The following is a 22,935-nucleotide window of genomic DNA, read 5'->3' on the forward strand; positions in this document are numbered from 1 at the left end:
GAACCTAGAACCTAGAACCTAAAAATTATAATGCGGCACTAGCTCAGTTGCCAGAACGTTTTACCGCGACTTGTCGCGCACCAACGGACAAATTACTGACTATTTTGAAATGCGGCACTAGCTCAGTTGGTAGAGCGCGACCTTGCCAAGGTCGAGGTCACGAGTTCGAGCCTCGTGTGCCGCTCCAATTTCTAACCAAAGAAATTGGAGTAATTTTAAAGTGAAAAATATTATGCGGTACTAGCTCAGTTGGTAGAGCGCGACCTTGCCAAGGTCGAGGTCACGAGTTCGAGCCTCGTGTACCGCTCCAATCTCTTTAAGTAAACATCCAATCTCTATTAATTCACTAGCAGATAAACACATGTCGTCATCTAAAAGACGTTCTAAGCGTTATGTTTAAGGCTTTAGCTGATTTCTAAGAGACACACGGCTTCCCACATCAATTTAGTGTATTCAGTCCGTTTATCAGCCACTTTAAGTTTTATATTTTTTGAGTAATTCCCTTTTTTTGCTATTGTAAAATATGGGAATAACTCAAAAGGGAATTTATTTATGAAATATTTAATGTTAATGGGTTTTGTTTTTATTTCATTCGGAGCATTTTCTGCGCCTTTAGATGATTGTGATAAACCTAATCAGCCTGACCACTATTATGAGGTGTGTCCAATAAAGGTGTTAATCACAGGTAAAAGTAAAATTGAAGGTGAAGAAGAGTTATTGATATCAGGCAAAATGTTTGAAGTAAAATATTATGCTTCACTATTTACAGAGACAAAAAAGCAAGGAGCATTGACGCTTAGTACTAAGAAAAATGTGAAGGTAAATAAATTAGATATTAATTTACGTTTTGAAGATTGCGATCAAAAAAATTGTAACTTAAGTGATTACAAAGAACATTTACAGCATCTAGTTGGAGATATAAGCATTTTTTTTAAAGCAATGGTTGGAAATGCGAATAGAAAGAAAATTGAGGATAATCTTAAAAATAGACTATTGGAGCTAGATCGCTCCATTTCATTTTCTGATATCACCACAGCTGTTGACCTTTTTTTAAAAGCTAGTAATAAGCCTGTATTTTTTAAGTTTTTGAATCCGCATGGGAATGTTATCGCATACATACGTGCCGATATAGATTTAAATGGGTATGTAAAGCTTTCTGAATTTATTTATAGAGTCGTAGAGGGAAATGAAACAAGCTGGTTGGGGAATAGAGACTATGACTTAAATGCCAGTGATGCTATGTGGGACTTTTTGTGGGAAAGACAATTAAGAAGAGTTAAAAGATGTGTAAACACGATTGTTCAAGTTAGAAACATGAATGGTAATCTAGAAAGTTTTCCAAGCACTCAGTGTTGGTATATATACAACTAAAAAAAGCTAAGATGGATACTGTTTTCTAGTTAAAAACTCGCTTATAGCGGGTTTTTATTTTCAGCCCTTAAACCACCTACTTCAGTAGATGGTAAACGAAGAAACAATACGAAGATATGTCAGGCATCAGCAGAAAGGGGGAGACAAGAGCAAGCTCCGTTAACTCTGGAGTAAACAACGCTCCCTTTTAGGGGGCTAATTCAAAACCACCTTCTTTAGAAGGTGGATCTTTAATTGAATGGTTTTTTGCAACCAGCTCATATTTTATCGAAACTAACTTCAATATTGGCATTACCGGCATCAGAGGTAAATGGGATCAATATTTTTGCCCCTTCACTTTTATGAGTTATGGTATGACCTTTACCAGACACAACGATCGGTGTAGCCATATTAAAGTCATAGCCTTTTTCACCAAGTAGATTTTTTGCCCCACCAGTGACCATATTGGTAATTTCACCAACCATATCGGTTACTTCTTCATTGATCGAATCAGGGCGTTCACCTAGCATTCTTTCCATAATAGTCAGGGCAAGGCTCTCATCAAAAGTGATCGAAAATGAACCTTTAGTTTGTGGTCCTACCATGCCAATTAATCCCGAAACGTCGCCACAGGCAACTTCATCTTTTTTTATTTTCGGCTTACCTGGTTTTAGCTCGGTTTGCGCCATTGTGCTGAGCACATTTAATAAAGATGATAAAAAAGGATTGATGAACTCTACATTCATTGTTGTTTATCCCTCGAATTTAGCAGTTTAACTGCGGTTATACGTTAAAGTGTAGTGAGTTATTTTAGCTCTGCACTTAATTATTCTTTACAATTTCCACATCTACCATGGGCTTCAATAGTTTGCCCAGATACGACGAAACCACTCTCTGCAGCAAGACTATTAAGTTCATGCGAAATCACGCTAGAGTGCAGCTCTTTGACAAAACCACAACTATCGCATATCAACAGTTGTACAGGGTGGATATGATCAAAATGATGACACAACATAAATGCGTTAGTACTTTCAATTTTGTGAATAAAACCTAATTCAGCTAAAAAGTCTAAGGCACGGTAAATTGTGGCTGGTTTTGCTCCTGATTCAGTGAGTTTTAGTTGCTCTAATAAATCATAAGCGCCCACTCCGCCTTGCGCACTTGCTAATAGGCGAAATACTTTTTCACGAATTGGAGTGAATCGCGCACCGCGATTGTCACACACTTGTTTGGCTTTACTAACGAGTGATTCTATTTTCATCTTCTCTTATCCTTACGCTACCGTGTTATACTAACATACTGTATTGTAGTTGCAGCGTTTTTATTAGACAGTTTTATTCTAGGAAGGCTAACAATGAATGAATTATTAGCGGTATTTATTTTCTTTTTTGCGGTTATCGATCCAATCGGTACTGTGCCTGTTTTTATAGCCTTAACACGCGGAGATAGTGACAAATTCAAACGTAAAGTCGCGTTGAAAGCTGTTCTGGTGTCTGCTGGGGTATTATTGTTTTTTGTTGTCGCTGGGGAGCTGCTTTTAAATGCTATCAATATCCCCTTGTCAGCGTTTCAAATCGCAGGTGGTATCGTGTTATTGCTGTTCGCTTTGTCGATGATTTTTGGTGAAAGTAAACCAGAAATGGAAATTAAAAGTGTACGTGATAGCACTGAAACGGCCATTTTCCCTTTAGCTATCCCATCAATCGCCAGTCCAGGCGCGATGCTTGGCGCTGTTTTGATGACTCGTAATACTGAATACACGTGGGTTGAGCAGTTAATTACTTCATCAATGATGTTAGCTGTTCTTACTGTGGTACTTGTGCTTTTACTGTTGGCAACCCATGTTCACAAATTAATTGGTGATAGCGGTGCGAGTATCGTTAGCCGGATCATGGGTTTGATCCTTTCATCAGTTGCCGTGACAAATATACTCGACGGGATAGCCCATTATTTTGGCTTACAAGTATTCATATAAAGGCTGTGTAGCGCTGTTAAAAAACTATTGTCATATAAAATTTTGAATTATTGCTTAGAATTATCTAGATTAAATATAACGTAATAAAATTTAAGGAATGAAAAATGTTATTAAAAAAGATTATTTTATGCGGTTTTCTCGCTTTAGGATTAACGGCTTGCGTTGAACCGCCTCCAAGCGAAATGAAGGTTATTCAAGTTACTGACTATGATTTTAGTCATAATGACAATCATGCCGTTACCGTATATTTCGGTCATACGGGAGGAGATCATTACACCGTTACTTTATTACGAGACGAAATTAAAGAGGGAGTGTTTATTGAATCTTCCGCTAAAAATGCGCCTAATTTAGTGTTTGATGCCAGTTGGGCTGGTGAATATTATGTGCAGTCAGCTAAGCATGATACTCATTCATCTTTAAAAATACTTGAGCTAAATAGCGAAGCTAAAGTTGCTAAATTTGAAGTCGCAGCACGTTTGGTTAACCCCAAGCAAAAAAATGATTATATAAGCTTAGAAAAAACCACTATTACAGTGCAAGGCCAGCAATTTGATAATCTAACAAAATCGTTTTAAGTATATTATCTAAAGCGCAGCATACATTTTTGTTGCTGCGTTAAACAACTCAATCTCTGCTACCGACAAACAACAACTTGCTTACGATTGAAGCTCGGCTTTGATTTGTGTAAAATATAGCGCCTTCCAATGAGGGAATAACCCTTATACTTATATATCATCTGAGGATTTTACTTTGAATAGACGTTTTTCTGTGGCACCCATGCTCGATTGGACAGACCGCCATTGCCGTACTTTTCATCGTAAAATGACCAAGCATGCGGTGCTTTACACCGAAATGGTAACAACCGGTGCAATTTTATTTGGGCGTGGTGATTATCTACACTTTAATACACATGAAAACCCCGTTGCTTTGCAATTAGGTGGCTCTGATCCTGAAGCTTTGGCAAAGTGTGCAAAACTGGCTGCTGAACGTGGTTATGATGAAGTAAACCTAAATGTTGGTTGCCCTTCGGATCGAGTGCAAAATGGCCGCTTTGGTGCGTGTTTAATGGGCGAGCCGCAGCTTGTTGCTGATTGTATTGCAGCAATGAAGGCGGAGGTTACTATTCCTGTTACGGTGAAAACACGCATTGGTATTGATGAGCAGGATTCATATGAGTTTTTATGTGCGCTGATCGAAGCGAGTCATAAGGTTGGCTGTGATGACTTTATTATTCACGCCCGTAAAGCATGGCTAAAGGGATTAAGTCCGAAAGAAAACCGTGAAGTTCCACCACTTGATTATCCGCGTGTTTATCAACTGAAAAAAGATTACCCACAGCTTGATTTAAGCTTAAATGGTGGGGTTAATACCATCGCTGATAGTGTTGCTCATTTAGCGCATCTTGATGGCGTTATGATCGGTCGTGAAGCGTATAGTAATCCATTTATATTAAGTGAAGTGGACGAGAAAATTTACGGTGATACTGCGTGTACATTATCGCGTCATGACGTGGTGCGTTCAATGTATGGTTATATTGAAGATGAAATGCGCCAAGGCGCTAACTTTTGGCATATAGCTCGCCATATGTTGGGTATTTTCCAAGGCCAACCAGGGGCGCGAGGATTTAGACGTCATTTATCTGAAAACGGCCATGGTAAGCAAGCAGATTTATCAGTGATGGATAAAGCATTAAGTTTTGTGCCTGAATAGCTGAAATTTTAATCTTGGAAGCCACTTTTTAGTGGCTTTTTTTGATCCTAAAATTTAGTCAAAATATCACTTTTTTAGTTAATTTAACGTATTTTAATTCAGCTAAACGTCACTTTTAAATTGATGTTATCTTTCTATCCTATTGTTATTTATTGTTTTAGTTGTTTTTCTAACGACATGGCATAAGTCTTGGAATCTCCTTGGTGTAATCACCCATAATCAACAGGAGAAAATCATGGGCCTAATGAATCGTGTTAATGATCTAATTCAATCAAACTTGGTCGCTGTGCTTGATAAGGCAGAGGATCCAGCAAAACTACTTAATTTACTTATTATCGAGATGCAACAAGCTCTGAATGAGTGTCGTACTACTACTGCAGCGATTTTGTGTGAAGAAAAAGCATTGAAACGCCAGCAAAGTGATAAGTTAACATCCATAGCACAATGGCAAGAAAAAGCCGAAATAGCCGTTAGTAAAGGCCGAGATGATTTAGCCACAGCCGCATTAAAAGAAAAGCAGCGTGTAGTCGCTGATATGGCAGCTGTTGAACCTGAGCTCGTTAAATTAACCGATTCATTGGCCAAGTTAGCTGACGATGCACAGCGTTTACAAGACAAACTTAGTGCTGCCAAAGCAAAGCGGCAGAGCTTAACTCAGGTGCATAGTGTTTTAAATGCACGAGTACGAGTTAATCAGCAGTTACATAGCGATAAAGTGGCACATGCACTGTCGCGTTTTGATGTGATTGAGCGCCGAGTTGAGTCAATTGAATCACAAGTGGAAGCATACGAAATGGCTGCAGCTAATCAATCAGACACGGCAACGCAAATTGATGCGCTTGTAAAAGACGAAGCCTTGGATAAAGAGCTTGCAGCACTTAAAGCTAAAGTAAAACAGTCGGCTTAGGAGTTATAAAAATGAATACATTTAATAACAATACTCAATGGTGTAAAGATCCATTAAATAAAAAAATATCGGGAGTATGTAGTGGCTTAGCGCGTCGGTTTGACTTTCCGATTTGGGCAACTCGATTAGCAACTATTGTACTGTTTATTCAGTTCCCACTGTTTATTGGTGCGGGTTATTTAATTGCACATTGTTGTTTAGACAACAAGGTTTATTAGGAGAGCGCCATGAAAATTATTGCACTGTGTCTACTAGCAGCATTGTTTATCGCTTCTAGTCCATTTGAGATAATGCAGTTTGACTCATGGCAGCTCCCTTTGTGGATTGCTGACTTGAGTTGGGTTGGCATTGAACTATTTGGTGCATTAGTCGCTGTGGTGGTCGTTATTGCCATTATTGCGCTGGTTAGTGTTGGTTTGATTGGCGCAGGTCTAATAATAGGAGTCGGCGTGATGCTGGCTTTGTTGTTTGGTTCTGTGATGATCGCATGGCCGCTACTGCTGATTGTTTTTCTGTGTTGGTTAGTCGCGGATAATAAAAAGGTGGCATAGCTTGCCACACAGAGGTTACCTTAAATGCTAATTTAGCTGACTATTTTTTCGCAAATATGCTAAATTTAGCACTTAAAGTGATTATTATAACAAGGATCGAAATGACTCTTAAGCCATTACTAACTATCTTCACAGCGGCTTTTTTAGCTGTAGGCCTATACTCTCCTGTGCTATTTGCCCATGCAGAGCATCAACATGATACAGCAAGTGATATTGTAGTTAGCAATGCCCAAGTAAGGATTTTTTTACCTGGCAGTCAATCCAGTGTTGGTTATTTAACGCTTGTTAATCATGGTGATGCAGCAGTGACATTAACTAAGGCTAGCCTTGAGGGCTTAGGACGAGTTGAAGTACATGAACATCAGCATGTTAATGGTATGATGAAAATGCAAAAAGTAGATGGGTTAGAGATCAAAGCACATCAACAGCTAGATTTTAAGCCAGGTAGTTATCATTTAATGGTTTTTGAACCAAAAGAGCCGTTAAAAATAGGGCAAGAACTCAAACTCACGCTATATTTTAGCAATGGAGATCGTGTATTTACTCAAGCTACCGTGGTTTCATTAGAAAGCCAAGTTGAGCAAGTATCACTATCTGAACAGCACCATACACATCACTAGGAGATTAAATGTCACAACATAAAGGGAAAATTATAGCAGGGCTAATATTAGTTTTTATTTTATTTTATGCCGTATCTGTGTATTGGAGTGTTGAGCCAAGCCGCGTAAATGTGATCACGCAAGCTAAACAGGATGCGCAGCAGCGTGGCGAAAAACTAGTAACAGGTTACACAACAACTACGGCTTTGATTAATGTTGCCAGCACATTATTGAATAAACCTGGTGGCTATTTATCAAATGATGTAATACCTCCGAGTATTCTTATGGATAATATGCCTGCTTGGGAATATGGCGCATTAGAAATGACGCGCGATTTGGCGCTATCAATGCGTAAAGACTTTAGCCGTTCTCAGTCGCAATCGACCGAACATGAAGCTCTAAAAAAAGCCCAGCCCCAATTTAATATTAGTTCAGAAGCATGGGCGTGGCCAAGTGCCGAGAGTGAATACCAAAAAGGCATTGATTTATTAATCGTGTATCGTACTCAAATAGCTGACCAAAACAGTCGTGACAGTCAGTTTTACGCGCGGGCAGACAACCTACGAGGCTGGTTAAAAGAAGCCGAAAAACGCCTTGGTAGTTTAAGTCAGCGGTTAAGTGCCAGCGTTGGTCAAGATCGGTTAAATACTGATTTAGCTGGTGACAAAGAAGCACACCAAGCGACTTATGCACCATTACAAAATCAGATAAAAACCTCTTGGTGGGAAATTGATGATGTGTTTTATGAATCACGCGGTGCAACTTGGGCTTTATTACATTTTTTGCAAGCGGTAGAATATGACTTTGCTGATGTATTAGAGAAAAAGAATGCACGTGTGAGCTTACAACAAATTATACGTGAGCTTGAAGCAACCCAAGAGACTGTTTGGAGTCCGGTGATTTTAAATGGTAATGGTTTTGGTTTTGTTGCTAATCACTCATTAGTAATGGCAAATTATATTTCACGAGCCAATGCGGCTCTTATTGAACTTAGCGAACTTTTAGCGCAAGGATAACACATGAAAAAGTACTGTTTAGCCGCTGCCCTTTCGATGGCATTTTTGGCTCCAGCGGCTCACGCTGACACTCTATTAGGTTTATATGTTGGTGTTGATGGCTGGCAATCTGATAATTCAGGTAGCTTTTCTGATAGCGGTAATATGCAAGACTTTAATTTTGAAGATGAAACCTTCATTAGCTACTACGCAGCGCTTGAGCATCCAATTCCATTAGTGCCAAATATTAAGTTAAAGTATACCGAGCTTGAGTTAAATGGCTCAACCTTGCTTAATGAGACGTTTGAGTTTGGTGGCACTTCATTTACAACCAATACCACTGCAACTACGGTCAGCGACTTATCACACATTGATTATATTTTATATTATGAGATATTTGATAATGACTTGTTGTCTATCGACTTAGGTGTAAATGCTAAGCAGTTTGATGGCGATATTGTTGTTACCGGTACTGCCAATGGCACAACAACAACAGAAACTGTGGATTTTTCTGGTTTTGTACCATTAGTGTATGGTCGTGCTGAAGTAGGCTTACCGTTAACGGGTTTAAGCGTCTTCTTTGAAGGCAGCTTACTTGCTATCGATGATAGCAAAGTACAAGACTACCAAGCGGGTATTGCATGGGCTTTGCTTGATAACTTAGCGGTAGATTTAGATATCAAAGCGGGTTACCGTAAAATGACGCTAGAGCTTGATGATATTGATAATCTATATACTAATATTGATGCATCAGGTCCATTTGCCGGCATACAAATTCACTTCTAATTTGTGTGCTTTGGCGTGGTACCGTTATTTAATTGCGTGCCACGCTACTTCAAACTCTTCTTCAAGTGCACTGTTTAACAAGTGCTTATAGGCCTTATTAACTGGCGTGTTAATCAATTTTCTAAGTTCATCACCCGTTTGCGTAAATTTATAGTAACTGAGCACTAGATCGTTATTTTTTGGTTTGAGTGCAACCCGTTGGGTTAAAAATGTCAGATTCATTTCTTGGCCCGCCTTAAGTGCTGCGGATTCAATTTCTTTACGGTAGATTAGGCCGATATCCATCAAAGTTAATACATCAGGAAAGCTGATCCCAGCTTTACCTAAGTTAAACGACACTTTATTGCCTTTGCGTAGCAAATCAAATAGCGAAGGTTTTTTATAAAAGCCTAATAAAATTAAATGGCTATTATCTTTTTCATTATAGCCACAAATCGCGGTACATTTTTGTAGTGCATCCGCTTCGCGCTGGGTCATTTGCTTAAGTGTTTGTAAGCTTTTAATTGAAAATGTTCCCGGTGATACCGTTTCTCCCGCTAAAATTTTTGCCCACAGCTTTTGCATTGATTCGTTTGAAGTATCTTCACATAGTGCAATAAAGCGTTCGACCCAATCACTGTCAGGTTGCCCTTTACTAGTTACGTCAGGGCAAAAATCCATTGCCATGGCCATAATCGCTTCAATATTGTGTTGTTGTTTGATAAGGAGCAATTGTTGGCGATGTTGGGCTCTATTGAGTGTTGAGTTATCACTATTGACTTGATAGGGCAGTTTACTTTGCCCTTGTGGGCCATAACTATCATCACTGGTACTGGTAAGGCGAGTCGAACTGGTTTTACTCATCGAGTAACCTAGCTTAGTTTCAATTATATGAGCAAGGTTAATTTTTGCTTGGGCTGTTTGAATCGTCATCGATCTTCTCGCTGTGTGGGGCTATTTGCAGCTGTGCAGTAGTTTTTAAATTATTAAGTCCAAGTTTCACCGTATTTGCCAAAATATATTGGCTAAATAGCGCCAAGTAACCACCTAAAATTGAAGTAGTAACTTCGCCATCTAGTGAGCATGTCACTTGATTACCATTAGCTAGTGGTGAAAAAGAGACCACACCTGTAACAATATGCTCTTCATTAAAGAGAATATTAAAATTGATTTTAGTGCTGCTTATATTGGTAATCGTCATTTCACCAAATCCCCAGCTACTTTGCCAAAATTGATGAGCACCAACGCCAGAGCTCGGCTCTCCAAGCGTGAAAACAATACTCGGATCTACTTTTTGCCAAGGTGACCAGCTAGACCACTTGGTAAAATCACTAAGTAACGGGGTGATATCTGTTTGCGGAGCATGAATTTCAATGCTCTTTTGTACTTGGTATTGCTGTGGCAATAGCAGCCCAATTACCAAAAGAATTAAAGTAATCAGAAAAATAAATTTAGTAATTCTGGGTAAAATATTAATGGCTGTTCCTTAAATTATAAATTCCACTGTCGCACAGCAAGCTGCTGAATATCGACTATAATCTGTAAATCAATATTCATTAATCATCGACATTAATACTGTATCATAAGTTAAATAGTGATAACTTATTAGTCAATAACTGAATTGTCTCAATATTAAATGATGGCGCGTAATATTTGAATTTAAAGGATTTGGAATGACGTCAGAACACAATGATTTTTTGTTTTTTAACCATGAAGATGAGCCTCATGAAGAGGTTGTGCCCAAAGATTACTGGGATGTTCTGATTGTTGATGACGATCCTGAAATTCACACTGTAACAGAACTAGCACTCTCAGGCGTCGAGTTTTGGGGAAGAACACTGCGTTTTCATCATGCTTATTCTGGCGCTGAAGCAGTTGAAGTGTTAGCTAATACTAATAATGTGTCGGTATTACTGTTAGATGTAGTCATGGAATCCGATGATGCGGGTTTAAAAGTAGTTAAAGAGGTACGTGATACGCTGAAAAATCATAACGTACGAATTATCTTACGAACGGGTCAGCCTGGATATGCGCCTGAAGAACAGGTGATCCGAGAATATGATATCAATGATTATAAAACTAAAACCGAACTTACCCGCAGTAAGCTAGTTACCTCGTTAGTTACAGCTATTCGCTCATACGAACAAGTTTGCCAACTTGAATATCAAAGCAAAGCGTTAAATAATATTCTGTTAGCCTCAAAGGCAATTTTAGGTTTTACCGACATTAAAGCATTTACTATGGCGGTGATTAAGCAGCTCTCGGTAATTTTAGATTGTGCGCCAAGGGGGGTTGTGTGTGGCAGTCTGGATGATAGTTATCAAGTTCAAGTGTTGGGTGGTTGCGCTGAGTTTAGTGCTTTTATTGGCCAAGGTGTAGAACAACTTGATGATGGGCGGATTATTTTGCAAGTGCAAAATTGTTTTGAGTTTGGCGAACATCAGCACACTGAGCACGACACTACGTTTTTATTGAAAAGTAAAAATCGTCAGGCTGCTATTTACTTAGAGTACGTTAGCCAACCAAGCTTAACACAATTGCAATTTGCTGAAATTTTCTTAACAAACGTCAGTGTAGGCTTAGATAACGTCAGACTTTTTAATAAACTCAGAGATGCAGCCTACAAAGATGTGTTAACAGGTCTTGCCAATAGAACTGATTTTATTGAACAAATTGAAAAGTATCATCGATTAAATAGTAACGAGTATCTATTTATTCTAATTGATGTCGCTCATTTTTCAGACATCAACAATGGTCTGGGTCAAGAAGTGGGTAATCACTTACTTACATCAATCGTTGAGCGACTCAAACAAGAATACCCAAACGCTAAATTACTGTCACGGATTGGTGCAGATGTATTTGGTTTTTTAATTGAGCGCGATGGATTTGATCTAAACGAATTAAGTGAAAATTTAAGCTTACCGTTTGCAGCAGCAGAGCATCTGTTACCGGTTAATTTTAAAATTGGTTTGTGCGAGCAACTGGACTTTCAAACCACCGGTATTGAAACACTTAAGCTTGCGTATATTGCACTCAATCACGCTAAAAAAGGTAATCAGGGGAATGCTGTTTGTTATACACCCGATATGGAAGAGCAAATGGCTTGGCGATTAGGGATTATTCGCCAGCTTCGCCAAGACTTTGAAAATAATAAATTGGAAGTATGGTATCAACCGCAATTGGCGTTTAGTGATTTGTCATTAAAAGGCTGTGAAGCATTACTACGTTGGCCATCGGGACAAGGTAACTATATTTCTCCTGCGATTTTTGTACCACTTGCTGAAGATGCCGGGCTAATTGTTGAGATTGGTCAATGGGTATTGGAGCAGGCTTGTCAGCAGCAAAAACGTCTTGAGGTTCAAGGTGTTGAAATTTGTATTGCGGTCAATGTGTCGGTACCGCAATTTAAGGTAAAAGGCTACGCACAACAAGTCAAAGATACTTTGCGAAAATATCAGGTAAACCCAAAAAATATTGAATTAGAAGTTACCGAAAGTGTGGTGATGGATGATCTCTCGATGGTGATTGAAACACTGCAAGATCTAAAAGAGTTTGGTATTGAAGTGGCGATAGATGATTTTGGTACTGGTTTTTCATCACTGAGTTATTTGCAAAAGTTACCGTTGGATAGGTTGAAAATAGATCGTGCATTTGTCAAAGACTTACCCGAAAAAGACAGCGGCGCAATTGCCAAGCTGGTTATAGCTCTTGGCGCGCAGCTCGGATTAAAAACGATTGCAGAAGGTGTTGAAACACAAGCACAAGCTGATTTTCTTAAGCAATTGGGTTGTGATGAAGTGCAAGGTTTTATGTACGCTAAACCGATGCCTGAAGTTGAGCTTATTCAATATATTGAAAGTAAAAAATAATATTATGTTTGATGCCAGTGTAAATAGCTAATATCGCTTGGTGATTAATTCGGGTATACTCTGCGACCTTTTTTAAAGCAATTGGTTACTTTATATGAGCGCACTTAAAGCCAAGCGAGCGTTATTCTCATACCCTAAATATTGGGCTGAGTGTTACGGCACAGCACCATTTTTACCAACTACACGCGAAGAGATGGATGCCCTTGGCTGGGATAGCTGCGATATCATCATTATCAGTGGTGATGCTTATGTAGATCACCCCAGCTTTGGTATGGCGGTAATTGGTCGTGTACTTGAAGCACAAGGTTTTAGGGTCGGTATTATCGCTCAGCCAGAATGGGATTCGAAAGATGCCTTTATGGCTCTTGGTAAGCCTAACTTATTTTTTGGTGTGACTGCCGGTAACATGGACTCGATGATCAACCGCTATACGGCTGAAAAGCGTATGCGCCATGATGATGCCTACACGCCCGGTAATGTGGGTGGCAAGCGTCCTGATCGTGCGGTGATGATTTACTCACAACGATGCCGCGAAGCCTACAAAGGTGTGCCAATTGTAATAGGTGGTATCGAAGCCAGCTTACGTCGAATTGCCCATTATGATTACTGGCAAGAAAAAGTTCGCCGTAGTATTTTATTTGATGCCAAAGCCGATATTCTTATTTACGGTAATGCTGAGCGACCATTAATAGAAGTTGCTCATCGTATTGCCGCCGGCGAAACGATGGATACCATTCAAGATATCCGTGGTACGGCGGTTATTCGTAAAGAGCCATTACCGGGCTGGCGTGGTAGTGATTCCACCGCGATTGATAAAATTGGTAAAATTGACCCAATTCCAAACCCATATGGTGCGGATGATGTGGGTTGTAGCAAAAGCGAATTTAAAAAAGCGGGTATTGATTTACAAGCTGAAGCGGCAAAACCAATTACCATTCAGCCAGCGCGTCCTAAACCTTGGGAAAAAACCTACGTTAAGCTACCTGCGTTTGAGCAAGTGAGTGTTAATAAACCACTGTACGCTCATGCATCACGTATTTTACATCAAGAAACGAACCCAGGTTGTGCTCGAGCGTTATTCCAACGCCATGGCGATCGCTCTATTTGGGTTAACCCACCTGCGTATCCGCTTGAAACACATGAAATGGATGCGGTGTTTGGATTGCCTTATCAGCGTGTTCCGCATCCAAGTTATGGTACTGCAAAAATCCCCGCTTACGACATGATCAAAACCTCAGTTAATATTATGCGAGGTTGTTTTGGTGGCTGTAGTTTCTGTTCAATTACTGAGCATGAAGGACGGATCATTCAAAGTCGTTCACAAGAATCGATTATTGAAGAAATCGAACAAATTCGTGACAAAGTACCAGGGTTTACTGGGGTTATTTCGGACCTTGGTGGGCCAACTGCTAACATGTATAAACTGCGTTGTAAGAGCAAAAAAGCTGAGAGTACCTGCCGACGTTTATCATGTGTATATCCTGATATTTGTAAGCATATGGATACCGACCATACACCGACTATCGAGTTGTATAAAAAGGCCCGTGAAGTTAAGGGGATTAAAAAAATCCTAATAGCCTCTGGTGTTCGCTACGATTTAGCTGTGCAAGACCCTCGTTACGTCAAAGAACTTGTAACCCATCATGTTGGTGGTTATTTAAAGATAGCGCCTGAGCATACCGAAGACGGGCCATTATCTAAGATGATGAAACCAGGCATGGGCGCATATGATCAGTTTAAAGAGCTTTTTGATAAATACTCAAAAGAAGCAGGGAAAAAGCAGTACCTGATCCCTTATTTTATTTCTGCGCATCCTGGCACTAAAGACGAAGACATGGTGAACATGGCGTTGTGGTTAAAGTCGAATGATTTTAAACTAGATCAAGTGCAAAATTTTTATCCGTCACCAATGGCTAATGCCACCACTATTTATCACACTGGGATGAACTCGCTGCGTAATATTAAAAATAATACTGAGCAAGTACCGGTACCAAAAGGCGCGCGTCAACGTCGTTTACATAAAGCGATATTGCGTTATCACGATCCAGCAGGTTGGCCGATGATCCGTGAAGCACTGCGTAGTATGGGCAAAGCCAAGTTGATTGGTAAAGGTCCAAACTGCTTAGTGCCAGAAGAAACCCGTGACGAAAAATCGCTTAAAGCAGGTAAAGGCGGGCGTCCAGCGCTTAGTCGTCACACCGGATTTAGCCAGTTTAAAAAAGCCAATACCAAACCTAAGGTTGGCGGTAATCGTCAGCGGGCTAGGTAGTTTTAGGTAAATAAAAAACGCCCAGCATTTGCTGGGCGTTTTAGTTTATGGCTGCTTATTCTTCAGCTTATTCTTCAATGAAAGCTTCGCCTTCGGTCATCCACTTAGCGGCAGGCTTGCCTTTTAAGTAGTGATCAAAGTACTGCATCATCCGAATTGAAAAATCCACTTGGTTAGGGAATTTCTTTAAGTGGTGTGGTTCACCTTCATACTGCAAAAACGTCGCATCTTTGCCTGCACGGCGCAGCGCTAAATAATACTGTACGCCTTCGTGCCATGGTACAGCATCATCTTTATCACCAAACATAATTAAGATTGGTGTATTTACTTTATCAGCGAAGAATACCGGTGAGTTTTCGATGTAAAGCTCTGGCGCTTCAAACAAGGTTTTACCGATACGGCTTTGCCCAGTTTCATATTGGAACTGACGCGCTAATCCAGATTTTAAGCGAATACCGCTGTAAGCGCTGGTCATGTTTGACACGGGCGCACCCGATACTACCGCTTTGAACATATCAGTTTGGGTGATCATAAAGGCACTTTGATAGCCCGCCCATGAATGCCCTTGTAAGCCAATTTTATCAGGGTCAGCGATACCTAAATCAATCAGCTTTTGGGTGGCGTTGATCATGGTTTGCGTTGATGATTTACCTGGGTGACCAATTTCAAAGCGAATATCAGGTAAGAAAATCGCGTAACCGTTCGAAGTAAACATTGGGAAGTTAGGACGGTGGTTTAATTCCATTTTAGGGAAATCAAACATGCGTTGACTCATATAACGGTAAAAGTACACCACCACTGGCACTTTATCGCCCTTTTTATAGCCTGCAGGCTTTATCAATACGCCTTGCAAGTCTTCGCCATCGAAGCCTTTATAGCTAATTAGCTCCGGTTTTTGCCCCCACGCAAAGTCGTTAACTTGTGGGTTTAAGTTAGTAACGCGTTGTGGCTTTTTAAAGCTAAAATCAGCTTGATAAAAATCAGGGAACTGCTGATAAGTTTGCTCAGTGAATAGGTATTTATCGGCATTTTTAGCTTTTTTTACCACGTCAAAACGTTTTTTACCGCTTAATACTTTGCTGATCGAGTTATCAGCAAGATTGAGTTTTGCTATTTCAGTTTGCTTTTGCTGTAAGTTTGTAGCACTTAGCAACAATGTATCGTCTTTTTTAAAGCCAACTTGGTCTTTATCAAGTTTGATGACTCGATATTGCGTGTTGTTTTCTTTGCCTTGTGTAAGGCGTGTGGCTTTGAGGGTTTTAACGTCAAATGCCCAGATATCGTATTTGCTATATACCAGCACTTGGCTGCTATCAGTTAACCAACCGGCAAAACCATAACCCGGTTGAGTTGAAGGGTAATCGTGCTGATCATCAGCGAACGTTGCTTTAATCGCTGTTGTTAAGGTACTGACTTTATTGTTACCTAAGTCTTTGAGTTGCACTTGGCTATTTTCAAAGTAAGCAGCAAATTGTCCACTGGGTGATAGGCTGGGCCTAAACGGGTAATCACTGATAATTGCTTTACGCTCACCATTTTGCACATTGACTGCATAGTAGTCAGCAAAAAAACCGCCATACATAATACGTTTAAGATAAGGTAAATTTGAAGAACCAAGTAACGCAGTGCGATTGTTGGTATTGAGTGCCACATCTGGCATGTCAGTGTTACTTAGTTGCGCAACTTGTTTGCCATTAAGATGGTAAACGGCTTGATAATGGCGGTTTTTATTGATTTCTTTCCATTGTTGCTCTTCGCGGGGTTTAATTTCGGCATCGTTGTTATGCCAAACATTAAGGCCTTTTTGGTCGCGTATCGTATCGTAATCAAATAACGAGGCTTGATCTGTGTATTTCTTTTCTTTAATTTTTGCCGCTAACTTAGGGTGATTTTCAAAGTACAAGCGTTCACCGTCTTCAGACCAGCTCAATTTTGCTGTTTTACCAATAGTCCAATCTTTTTCAGGAGCAGCAATATTTGTAAGCTGTTCGTTTTGCCACAGTTTTAGCTGATGATCGCGACGGCGCATATCGTCATTTACATAATTACCCAGTGTAAATGCGGCAATATTCTTAGTTGGATGCCACACTATTTTGTTTGCAACAACGCCTGGTTCATCAATTAATACACTCGTATCAAATGTTTGGTTTAATGTAATTAATGCTACTTGGTTATCGTTACCGTCAGGATAGCTTTGGCTGACAAGAAGCTCGCTGCCAAATGTATTGATTGCGTAACTAAATACGCTATTTACTGTATGAGTTGTTTTGTCTTTTAAATTTACAACAATGAGCTCAAACGCTTTATCTTTTTTATCAGGTTTGATTTCACTGGTTTTAGCGGTGTTTTTTGTGTCATCAATATCTTTACTATCAGCGTCTTTATCTGCTTTTTCATCAAAGCGATAAGCTAACCAGTTACCATCATCAGAGAGCTGGTAATCTTTTACGTTCTCAAAAACTTGTTGTTCCCCCGTTATTGTATTAACGAGTACTAGATTGTTTTTTAAGGTGTCTTTCTTTTTTGTGGTTTCTTTTTCAAGCAAAGTAGGGACTTGGGTGAATGCTACCCAGTTAGCTGCTTTGTTGATCTGAGGTTTAGTGCCGCGCTCAATTTCTGCAAGTAATTTATTATTGTTTAAGGTATAGACTTGGCCTGTTGCATCGCCACGGTATGGGGTTGCACTAAAGCTCAGTACTTCACCATTTTCAGATAATTGCGTTGTTTTAGCTGCTTTGAAATCGAATACATCTTTAAATTGTAGCGGCTCTTTTGCGGATGCCATGGCACTGCCAAGGCTTGCAACCAGTGCTACGCTGAGTAGGGAAAGTTGTGCTTTCATTGTTACTTCTCGTTTTGTTTCATCTGCATCATCATAACGAGTTTGTTCAACAATTCGAGTAGAAACGATAAGCGGTCGAAAATAAAGGTTGAAAGTAACATTTATAAAAAAACCTTGTAGGAAAACCGACAAGGTTGATAATTTTAGGAGCTAGGAGTTAAAGCCATATTTTTTGTAATTCTAACCACTGTTTTTCAAATTGCGCGCTAGGTTTTGCTTTAAAGTCACTGCGGACAAATTGGTTCATCTTGCCTTCAATGTAGGCAAGTAAAAAGTTGGCAATGGTTAACTCATCACTTTGAAAGGTTTTACCTTCGCGAAGTTTACGCTCGCGTAGTACTTGTTTTAGTTGTGTTTCAAGCTTTTCAAACAAGCTTTGTACACGCTCACGCAAGCGTTCTTGTTCACCTTGCAAGGCGTCGCCGGTCAAAATACGAGTGATCCCCGGATTTTTCTCAGCAAATGCCAGTAGTAGCAATAAAATATTATAGATACGGCTTTGAGTTTCTTTTTCGTTTTCAAGAATGAGATTTATGCGCGACAACAAAGTGTCTTCAATAAACTCTATTAAGCCTTCAAACATCCGTGCTTTACTCGGGAAATGACGATAAAGCGCAGCTTCAGAAACGCCTACCTCAGCAGCTAATTTTGCTGTGGTGATACGTTGACCTAGGCTGGTTTCTAACATTTGTGCGAGTGCTTGTAGTATTTGCTCTTTGCGATTACTTCTTTTTGTCGCAGGCATGAACATTCCTTTCTTTATAATTATTTACTTAGCTTTTGGCGGCTACTTATCACTCACTTTTTGAGCAAGCGATAAGGGCTATGTTAATGTTTTATTCAGTTTCTTTCCAGCCTTTTTACAATCGTTTAGCAAGCTCACTCATTACACTCAGTGCTAATGCGCTTTTGGTATCGACGGGCAGTTCTTTTTGTTCATTATGCCAGAACAGTGTTAAAGCATTATGATCTGAATTAAAACCAAGGCCCGTTTGTGATACATCGTTAGCGCAGATCATATCGAGGTTTTTATTGCTGAGTTTGCCTTTCGCATAGCTTGCGACATCTTGAGTTTCTGCGGCAAAGCCAACTGTATATGGGCGACCCTCTGTAAGGCTAGCAACTGCGGCAATTACATCTGGATTTTTAACTAAAGTGAGAGTCAGTTCATCGCCTTGTTTTTTCATTTTTTGCTCGGCTATCGCTGCGGCGCGATAATCGGCAACCGCGGCGCAACCAATAAAAGCATCCGATTTGGGAGCAAAAATAAGTGATTGTTCAAGTAGTTGCTCAGCGGTCTCAATGTTTATTAGGTTTACACCTGGTGGTGGCGCAATTGTTACCGGACCTGAAATCAGGTTAACCGTTGCACCTAAACTAACTGCCGCATGTGCAAGCCCAAAGCCCATTTTCCCAGAGCTGTGATTTGATATAAAACGCACCGGATCAAGTGGCTCACGAGTTGGCCCTGCGGTGATTGTAATTGTTTTACCAGCTAGTAGTTGCGGTTGCGAAGGTTGCGTGCATAGTGCCACTAACTGATGTGGTTCAAGCATTCGCCCTGCACCTACATCACCACATGCTTGTTCACCCTTACCTGGGCCCCAAATTGCAATGCCACGCTGTTTTAAAGTTGCTAGGTTAGCTTGAGTTGCTGGGTGGGCATACATTTGTTGATTCATTGCAGGCGCCACTGCTACTTTTGCGGGGGTTGCCAGCAATAGAGTGGTGAGTAAATCATCTGCAATGCCGACTGCCATTTTTGCGATGATATTAGATGTGGCAGGAGCGACTAATATTAAATCAGCCCATTTAGCAAATTCAATATGGCCCATAGCGGCTTCAGCAGATGGATCGAGCAAAGAGTCTGAGACCATTTCACCACTTACGGCCTGCATGGTAAGCGGAGTAATAAAGTGCTTAGCTGACTCAGTCATCACCACTTTGACATCACAACCATGATCTTTTAAACGTCTAACAAGTTCGGCGCATTTGTAGGCGGCAATACCACCGCTGATACCAAGTACAATTTTTTTATTTACTAATTCTGTCGCTAAATTGGTCATTAACTTTGTCATACTCTGATAAAACTGTTTGTCGATATGCGCTAACGATAGCAAATCTTTGCCTTGGGGACGAAGTTTTAATATGGAATTTATTCGCAGTTTTACAGGCGAAATTTTATTTTTGCATTACAGTTAAATTATAAATCATTTTTCAGGGACGAAATAATGCAGCTCACCTCTTTACCAAGTAGCCAGCGACCACGCGAAAAGTTATTGGCGAAAGGGGCTAAGTCGTTAAGCGATGCCGAGTTATTAGCGATATTTTTGCGAACGGGTTTGCCGGGCATGAATGTAGTTGAGTTAGCACAACATTTAATGACACAAAATCAAACACTGCATAACTTATTTAATGCATCAATCGATGATTTTTGTGCACAAAAAGGACTGGGCACAGCAAAATTTGTGCAACTTCAAGCAGTACTGGAGTTGAGTCGTCGTTATATGATGGAGCAATGCCAGCGCGAAGCAGTATTTAATTCACCGCAATCAGTATATGACTATTTAACGATTGAGCTGCGAGGCTTGCAGCAAGAAGTGTTTATGGTGTTGTATTTAGATAGTCAGAATCGCTTAATTAAAGAAGAAACACTTTTTTATGGCACTATTAATGCGGCATCTGTTTACCCAAGAGAAGTCGTCAAAGCGGCTTTAAAAAATAACGCTGCGGCACTTATTCTGGCTCATAATCATCCATCAGGTATTGCTGAACCAAGCCAAGCTGATAAATTAATTACCACTAAATTGCAGCAAGCTTTGCAATTAGTCGATATAAATATTTTAGATCACATCGTTGTTGGGGGAGATAATTGTGTTTCGTTTGCAGAACGAGGCTTGATTTAAGCGTATTCAAATCACTAAGCGTGTTAAAAATGAGCGGTTTAGTGCTTATTTGCAAATTAGTTTAATTTAAATGCAGTTTTTACTTTCCCTAAGGGCATTCGATCTTTATAATTAGCCGCTATCAAATTTACACATGAGCTGGTTGGATTAGATCAATCACTTGATCTTTGCCTGTATAAGCTGTATAAAGAGCGCCCTTCGATTTATCCCTGGGGCACAAAATACATAGCCTAGGGGACAAATTAAGCTCGAGCGAAGTTATTGGAGATATATAGACATGTCTAAAGTATGTCAAGTTACAGGTAAGCGTCCTGCGGTTGGTAATCACCGTTCACACGCGAGAAACGCGACTAGACGTCGTTTCCTACCTAACCTACAAACACACCGTTTTTGGGTTGAAAGTGAAAAACGTTTTGTAACATTACGCACTACTACTAAAGGTATGCGTATTATCGATAAAAAAGGCATCGACACGGTTCTTACTGAAATCCGTGCTCGCGGCGTAAAAGTTTAAGGACCTGAGTCATGCGTGATAAGATCCGTTTAGTTTCTACAGCTGGTACTGGTTTTTTCTACACTACCGACAAGAACAAGCGTAACATGCCGGAAAAAATGGAAATCAAAAAGTTTGATCCAAAAATCCGTAAACATGTTCTTTTCAAAGAAGCTAAAATCAAGTAATTTTAGTTTTCTATGAATATCAAAAACCCAGCTTAGGCTGGGTTTTTTGTTTTTCAAATGCGTAGTTTTTCCGTTCTCGAATCACAGATTATACCAATCGTTTTAAGTTACTGACCATTTATAGCGACAGAAAAACACAGTGATAACAAGGCAGAAATTTTGACATGTAGTTGTTCTACATGAAAAATTACTAACGCAGTTAGCGCTTTATTTAGCGCGCTAGAATAGTTAAATATTTAAGTCGATTGGTATTATTCGTTTATATCATCGTCGACTAATTTTAAAAATGTGTCATAACAGGTAACATGTGCGTTGTTATCGTTGATGCAAACTAAATTTCGGCCGTGATGTTTAGCAAAGTAGAGTGCCTTATCAGCTCGCTCTAATACTTTTAAAACGCTATCATTACTCTTTTGTATAGCGGTTACCCCAAGGCTGATAGTGATAGGCATATTGGCAACTGTATTTGAGCTAATTAAACTCCTTAATTCATTCGCTTGCTTTGCTGCATCCAACAAAGCAGTGTTGAGTAATATTATTACAAACTCTTCACCACCCCAACGAGCGATTAACGCTTACTCACCTATTTTTTGCTGCAACAGATGGGCAAACTCTTTTAGTACTTTATCGCCAACTAAATGCCCGTGGGTATCATTAATTTTTTTGAAATAGTCTATATCACACATAAGTAAACAATGAGATGTTTGAGAGTGCTCGCTTTTAGTTATTAATGCCGATAACTCTGCATCAAATTTTTGTCTGTTATATAACTCAGTCAACTTGTCTGTTTCTGCTAACTTTTTAATTTCGTCATTAAGGTTAGATAAGTTTTGATACGCTAACGAACGTGTTTTTTCGTAAAATCTAAAAATTAGAATATGAGCGATACTGACTTCGATAGTGTTAAATAATGATCCTAACCCTGTGGTTATTGTTTGTTGTTGCTGTGTATAAATTAAGTATGCACAAATAGAGAATGCAATTGCGCTGATGATGCTTCCCCGTTTTCTGCCTATTAAAAAAAATGCAATAGGGGGGATAAGCGTAGCCCATAATATTGAGAATGGATTTCCGCCTACCGAAATTATAAATAACATAGCTAAGCTGCTAGCCATTAATGTAACCGCCCATGCGGTTACATTAACGTTGCCAGATTTGTAAAACCAGAAATAAATAGTTAATGAGATAACAAGTCCTAAACAGTCAATTAAGGCAAGGTCTAATTGCTCGAAATAGAAAACATTGAGTACTGTTAAAATGAAAAAGTAAGCTGTTGAAAATAGTAAAAAATGGGCGATTAAACGTGCTCGCAAAAATCTTTGTGATCCTTTGCAAATTGCGGAGACTTACTGTACCAAAACCCTAACATAAATGAATATTACCTAATTATTTATGATGTTAAGTATTACTTATTTGCAGAGTCCTGTGTAGCACAAATATTAACTGATAAGTTTTAGGTATAAAAAAACCTTGCAGGAAAAACCCACAAGGTTAATATTTTTAGCACCTAGCACCT

The 22,935-nt window shown here is 39.6% G+C and carries 22 protein-coding genes, 2 tRNA genes and 1 pseudogene; 17 read left to right on the plus strand and 8 right to left on the minus strand.

The window, feature by feature from the left end:
- Positions 1–111: 111 nt before the first annotated feature.
- The 3 genes from H5158_RS19790 (at position 112) to H5158_RS19800 (ending at position 1,371) form a co-directional block, all read left to right on the plus strand.
- A tRNA-Gly gene (locus H5158_RS19790) sits at positions 112–187 on the plus strand.
- A gap of 47 nt (positions 188–234) precedes the next feature.
- Positions 235–310, plus strand: a tRNA-Gly gene (locus tag H5158_RS19795).
- 242 nt (positions 311–552) lie between these two features.
- Entirely contained in the window at positions 553–1,371 is an 819-nt protein-coding gene (locus H5158_RS19800) for a hypothetical protein (RefSeq protein ID WP_169021497.1), read from the plus strand.
- A gap of 257 nt (positions 1,372–1,628) precedes the next feature.
- Here the strand turns inward: H5158_RS19800 and H5158_RS19805 are convergent, their stop codons facing one another.
- A complete protein-coding gene (locus tag H5158_RS19805) occupies positions 1,629–2,096 on the minus strand; it encodes a chemotaxis protein CheX (protein ID WP_145234652.1) in 468 nt (155 codons plus the stop codon).
- 80 nt (positions 2,097–2,176) lie between these two features.
- Positions 2,177–2,611, minus strand: coding sequence for a transcriptional repressor (locus tag H5158_RS19810; RefSeq protein WP_145234655.1), 435 nt, complete (start codon positions 2,609–2,611; stop codon positions 2,177–2,179).
- A gap of 93 nt (positions 2,612–2,704) precedes the next feature.
- Between H5158_RS19810 and H5158_RS19815 the strand changes: the two genes are divergently transcribed.
- The 9 genes from H5158_RS19815 to H5158_RS19855 all read left to right on the plus strand — a co-directional run bounded on the left by H5158_RS19815 (position 2,705) and on the right by H5158_RS19855 (position 8,873).
- Complete coding sequence (locus H5158_RS19815; protein WP_149983245.1) at positions 2,705–3,325, plus strand: MarC family protein; 621 nt, start codon at positions 2,705–2,707, stop codon at positions 3,323–3,325.
- A 104-nt stretch (positions 3,326–3,429) separates the two neighbouring features.
- Complete coding sequence (locus tag H5158_RS19820; protein WP_149983244.1) at positions 3,430–3,900, plus strand: outer membrane lipoprotein-sorting protein; 471 nt, start codon at positions 3,430–3,432, stop codon at positions 3,898–3,900.
- A 175-nt stretch (positions 3,901–4,075) separates the two neighbouring features.
- Complete coding sequence (gene dusA, locus H5158_RS19825; protein WP_220491376.1) at positions 4,076–5,035, plus strand: tRNA dihydrouridine(20/20a) synthase DusA; 960 nt, start codon at positions 4,076–4,078, stop codon at positions 5,033–5,035.
- Positions 5,036–5,270: 235 nt separating this feature from the next.
- Positions 5,271–5,942, plus strand: coding sequence for a PspA/IM30 family protein (locus tag H5158_RS19830; protein WP_182718349.1), 672 nt, complete (start codon positions 5,271–5,273; stop codon positions 5,940–5,942).
- Between the two features lie 11 nt (positions 5,943–5,953).
- Positions 5,954–6,160: a PspC domain-containing protein gene (locus H5158_RS19835; protein WP_149983241.1), complete on the plus strand. Its 207-nt coding sequence runs from the start codon at positions 5,954–5,956 to the stop codon at positions 6,158–6,160.
- A gap of 9 nt (positions 6,161–6,169) precedes the next feature.
- Complete coding sequence (locus H5158_RS19840) at positions 6,170–6,493, plus strand: hypothetical protein (protein WP_145234667.1); 324 nt, start codon at positions 6,170–6,172, stop codon at positions 6,491–6,493.
- Positions 6,494–6,594: 101 nt separating this feature from the next.
- Complete coding sequence (locus tag H5158_RS19845) at positions 6,595–7,113, plus strand: copper chaperone PCu(A)C (protein ID WP_182718348.1); 519 nt, start codon at positions 6,595–6,597, stop codon at positions 7,111–7,113.
- Positions 7,114–7,121: 8 nt separating this feature from the next.
- Positions 7,122–8,108: a DUF2333 family protein gene (locus H5158_RS19850; RefSeq protein ID WP_145234671.1), complete on the plus strand. Its 987-nt coding sequence runs from the start codon at positions 7,122–7,124 to the stop codon at positions 8,106–8,108.
- Positions 8,109–8,111: 3 nt separating this feature from the next.
- Positions 8,112–8,873 (plus strand): TIGR04219 family outer membrane beta-barrel protein, encoded by a 762-nt coding sequence (locus H5158_RS19855; protein WP_149983237.1) that lies wholly within the window; start codon positions 8,112–8,114, stop codon positions 8,871–8,873.
- Between the two features lie 24 nt (positions 8,874–8,897).
- On the opposite strand, the gene H5158_RS19860 is transcribed toward H5158_RS19855, so the two are convergent.
- Both H5158_RS19860 and H5158_RS19865 read right to left on the minus strand, forming a co-directional pair.
- Positions 8,898–9,785 (minus strand): TIGR03899 family protein, encoded by an 888-nt coding sequence (locus tag H5158_RS19860; protein ID WP_182740730.1) that lies wholly within the window; start codon positions 9,783–9,785, stop codon positions 8,898–8,900.
- Positions 9,754–10,257, minus strand: a complete 504-nt coding sequence (locus tag H5158_RS19865) for an SRPBCC family protein (RefSeq protein WP_246175639.1) — start codon at positions 10,255–10,257, stop codon at positions 9,754–9,756. The genes H5158_RS19860 and H5158_RS19865 overlap by 32 nt, the downstream gene beginning before the upstream one ends.
- A gap of 268 nt (positions 10,258–10,525) precedes the next feature.
- On the opposite strand from H5158_RS19865, the gene H5158_RS19870 reads away from it, so the two are divergent.
- Together H5158_RS19870 and H5158_RS19875 are read left to right on the plus strand one after the other, a co-directional pair.
- A complete protein-coding gene (locus H5158_RS19870; protein WP_182740731.1) occupies positions 10,526–12,721 on the plus strand; it encodes an EAL domain-containing protein in 2,196 nt (731 codons plus the stop codon).
- Between the two features lie 94 nt (positions 12,722–12,815).
- Positions 12,816–14,990, plus strand: coding sequence for a YgiQ family radical SAM protein (locus tag H5158_RS19875; protein WP_145234682.1), 2,175 nt, complete (start codon positions 12,816–12,818; stop codon positions 14,988–14,990).
- Positions 14,991–15,057: 67 nt separating this feature from the next.
- On the opposite strand, the gene H5158_RS19880 is transcribed toward H5158_RS19875, so the two are convergent.
- From H5158_RS19880 to coaBC, 3 genes are all read right to left on the minus strand, one after another.
- Complete coding sequence (locus tag H5158_RS19880) at positions 15,058–17,832, minus strand: prolyl oligopeptidase family serine peptidase (RefSeq protein WP_182740732.1); 2,775 nt, start codon at positions 17,830–17,832, stop codon at positions 15,058–15,060.
- 157 nt (positions 17,833–17,989) lie between these two features.
- Positions 17,990–18,577 (minus strand): nucleoid occlusion factor SlmA, encoded by a 588-nt coding sequence (slmA, locus tag H5158_RS19885; RefSeq protein WP_182718344.1) that lies wholly within the window; start codon positions 18,575–18,577, stop codon positions 17,990–17,992.
- 115 nt (positions 18,578–18,692) lie between these two features.
- Complete coding sequence (coaBC, locus tag H5158_RS19890; RefSeq protein WP_179959239.1) at positions 18,693–19,910, minus strand: bifunctional phosphopantothenoylcysteine decarboxylase/phosphopantothenate--cysteine ligase CoaBC; 1,218 nt, start codon at positions 19,908–19,910, stop codon at positions 18,693–18,695.
- Between the two features lie 153 nt (positions 19,911–20,063).
- Here coaBC and radC point away from each other — a divergent pair, with 153 nt between their 5' ends.
- The 3 genes from radC to rpmG all read left to right on the plus strand — a co-directional run bounded on the left by radC (position 20,064) and on the right by rpmG (position 21,419).
- Complete coding sequence (gene radC / locus H5158_RS19895) at positions 20,064–20,738, plus strand: RadC family protein (RefSeq protein WP_169020545.1); 675 nt, start codon at positions 20,064–20,066, stop codon at positions 20,736–20,738.
- A 277-nt stretch (positions 20,739–21,015) separates the two neighbouring features.
- Positions 21,016–21,252 carry a 50S ribosomal protein L28 gene (rpmB, locus tag H5158_RS19900; RefSeq protein ID WP_004335549.1) on the plus strand — a complete coding sequence of 79 codons (237 nt, stop codon included), beginning with the start codon at positions 21,016–21,018 and terminating at the stop codon, positions 21,250–21,252.
- Between the two features lie 11 nt (positions 21,253–21,263).
- Positions 21,264–21,419 (plus strand): 50S ribosomal protein L33, encoded by a 156-nt coding sequence (rpmG, locus tag H5158_RS19905; RefSeq protein ID WP_004335545.1) that lies wholly within the window; start codon positions 21,264–21,266, stop codon positions 21,417–21,419.
- A 251-nt stretch (positions 21,420–21,670) separates the two neighbouring features.
- Here rpmG and H5158_RS19910 read toward each other — a convergent pair.
- A pseudogene (locus tag H5158_RS19910) lies at positions 21,671–22,732 on the minus strand (GGDEF domain-containing protein).
- Positions 22,733–22,935 lie beyond the last annotated feature (203 nt).

The sequence above is a fragment of the Pseudoalteromonas sp. SR45-6 genome (genome assembly GCF_014163545.1).
In the GTDB taxonomy this organism is placed as follows: domain Bacteria; phylum Pseudomonadota; class Gammaproteobacteria; order Enterobacterales; family Alteromonadaceae; genus Pseudoalteromonas; species Pseudoalteromonas rhizosphaerae.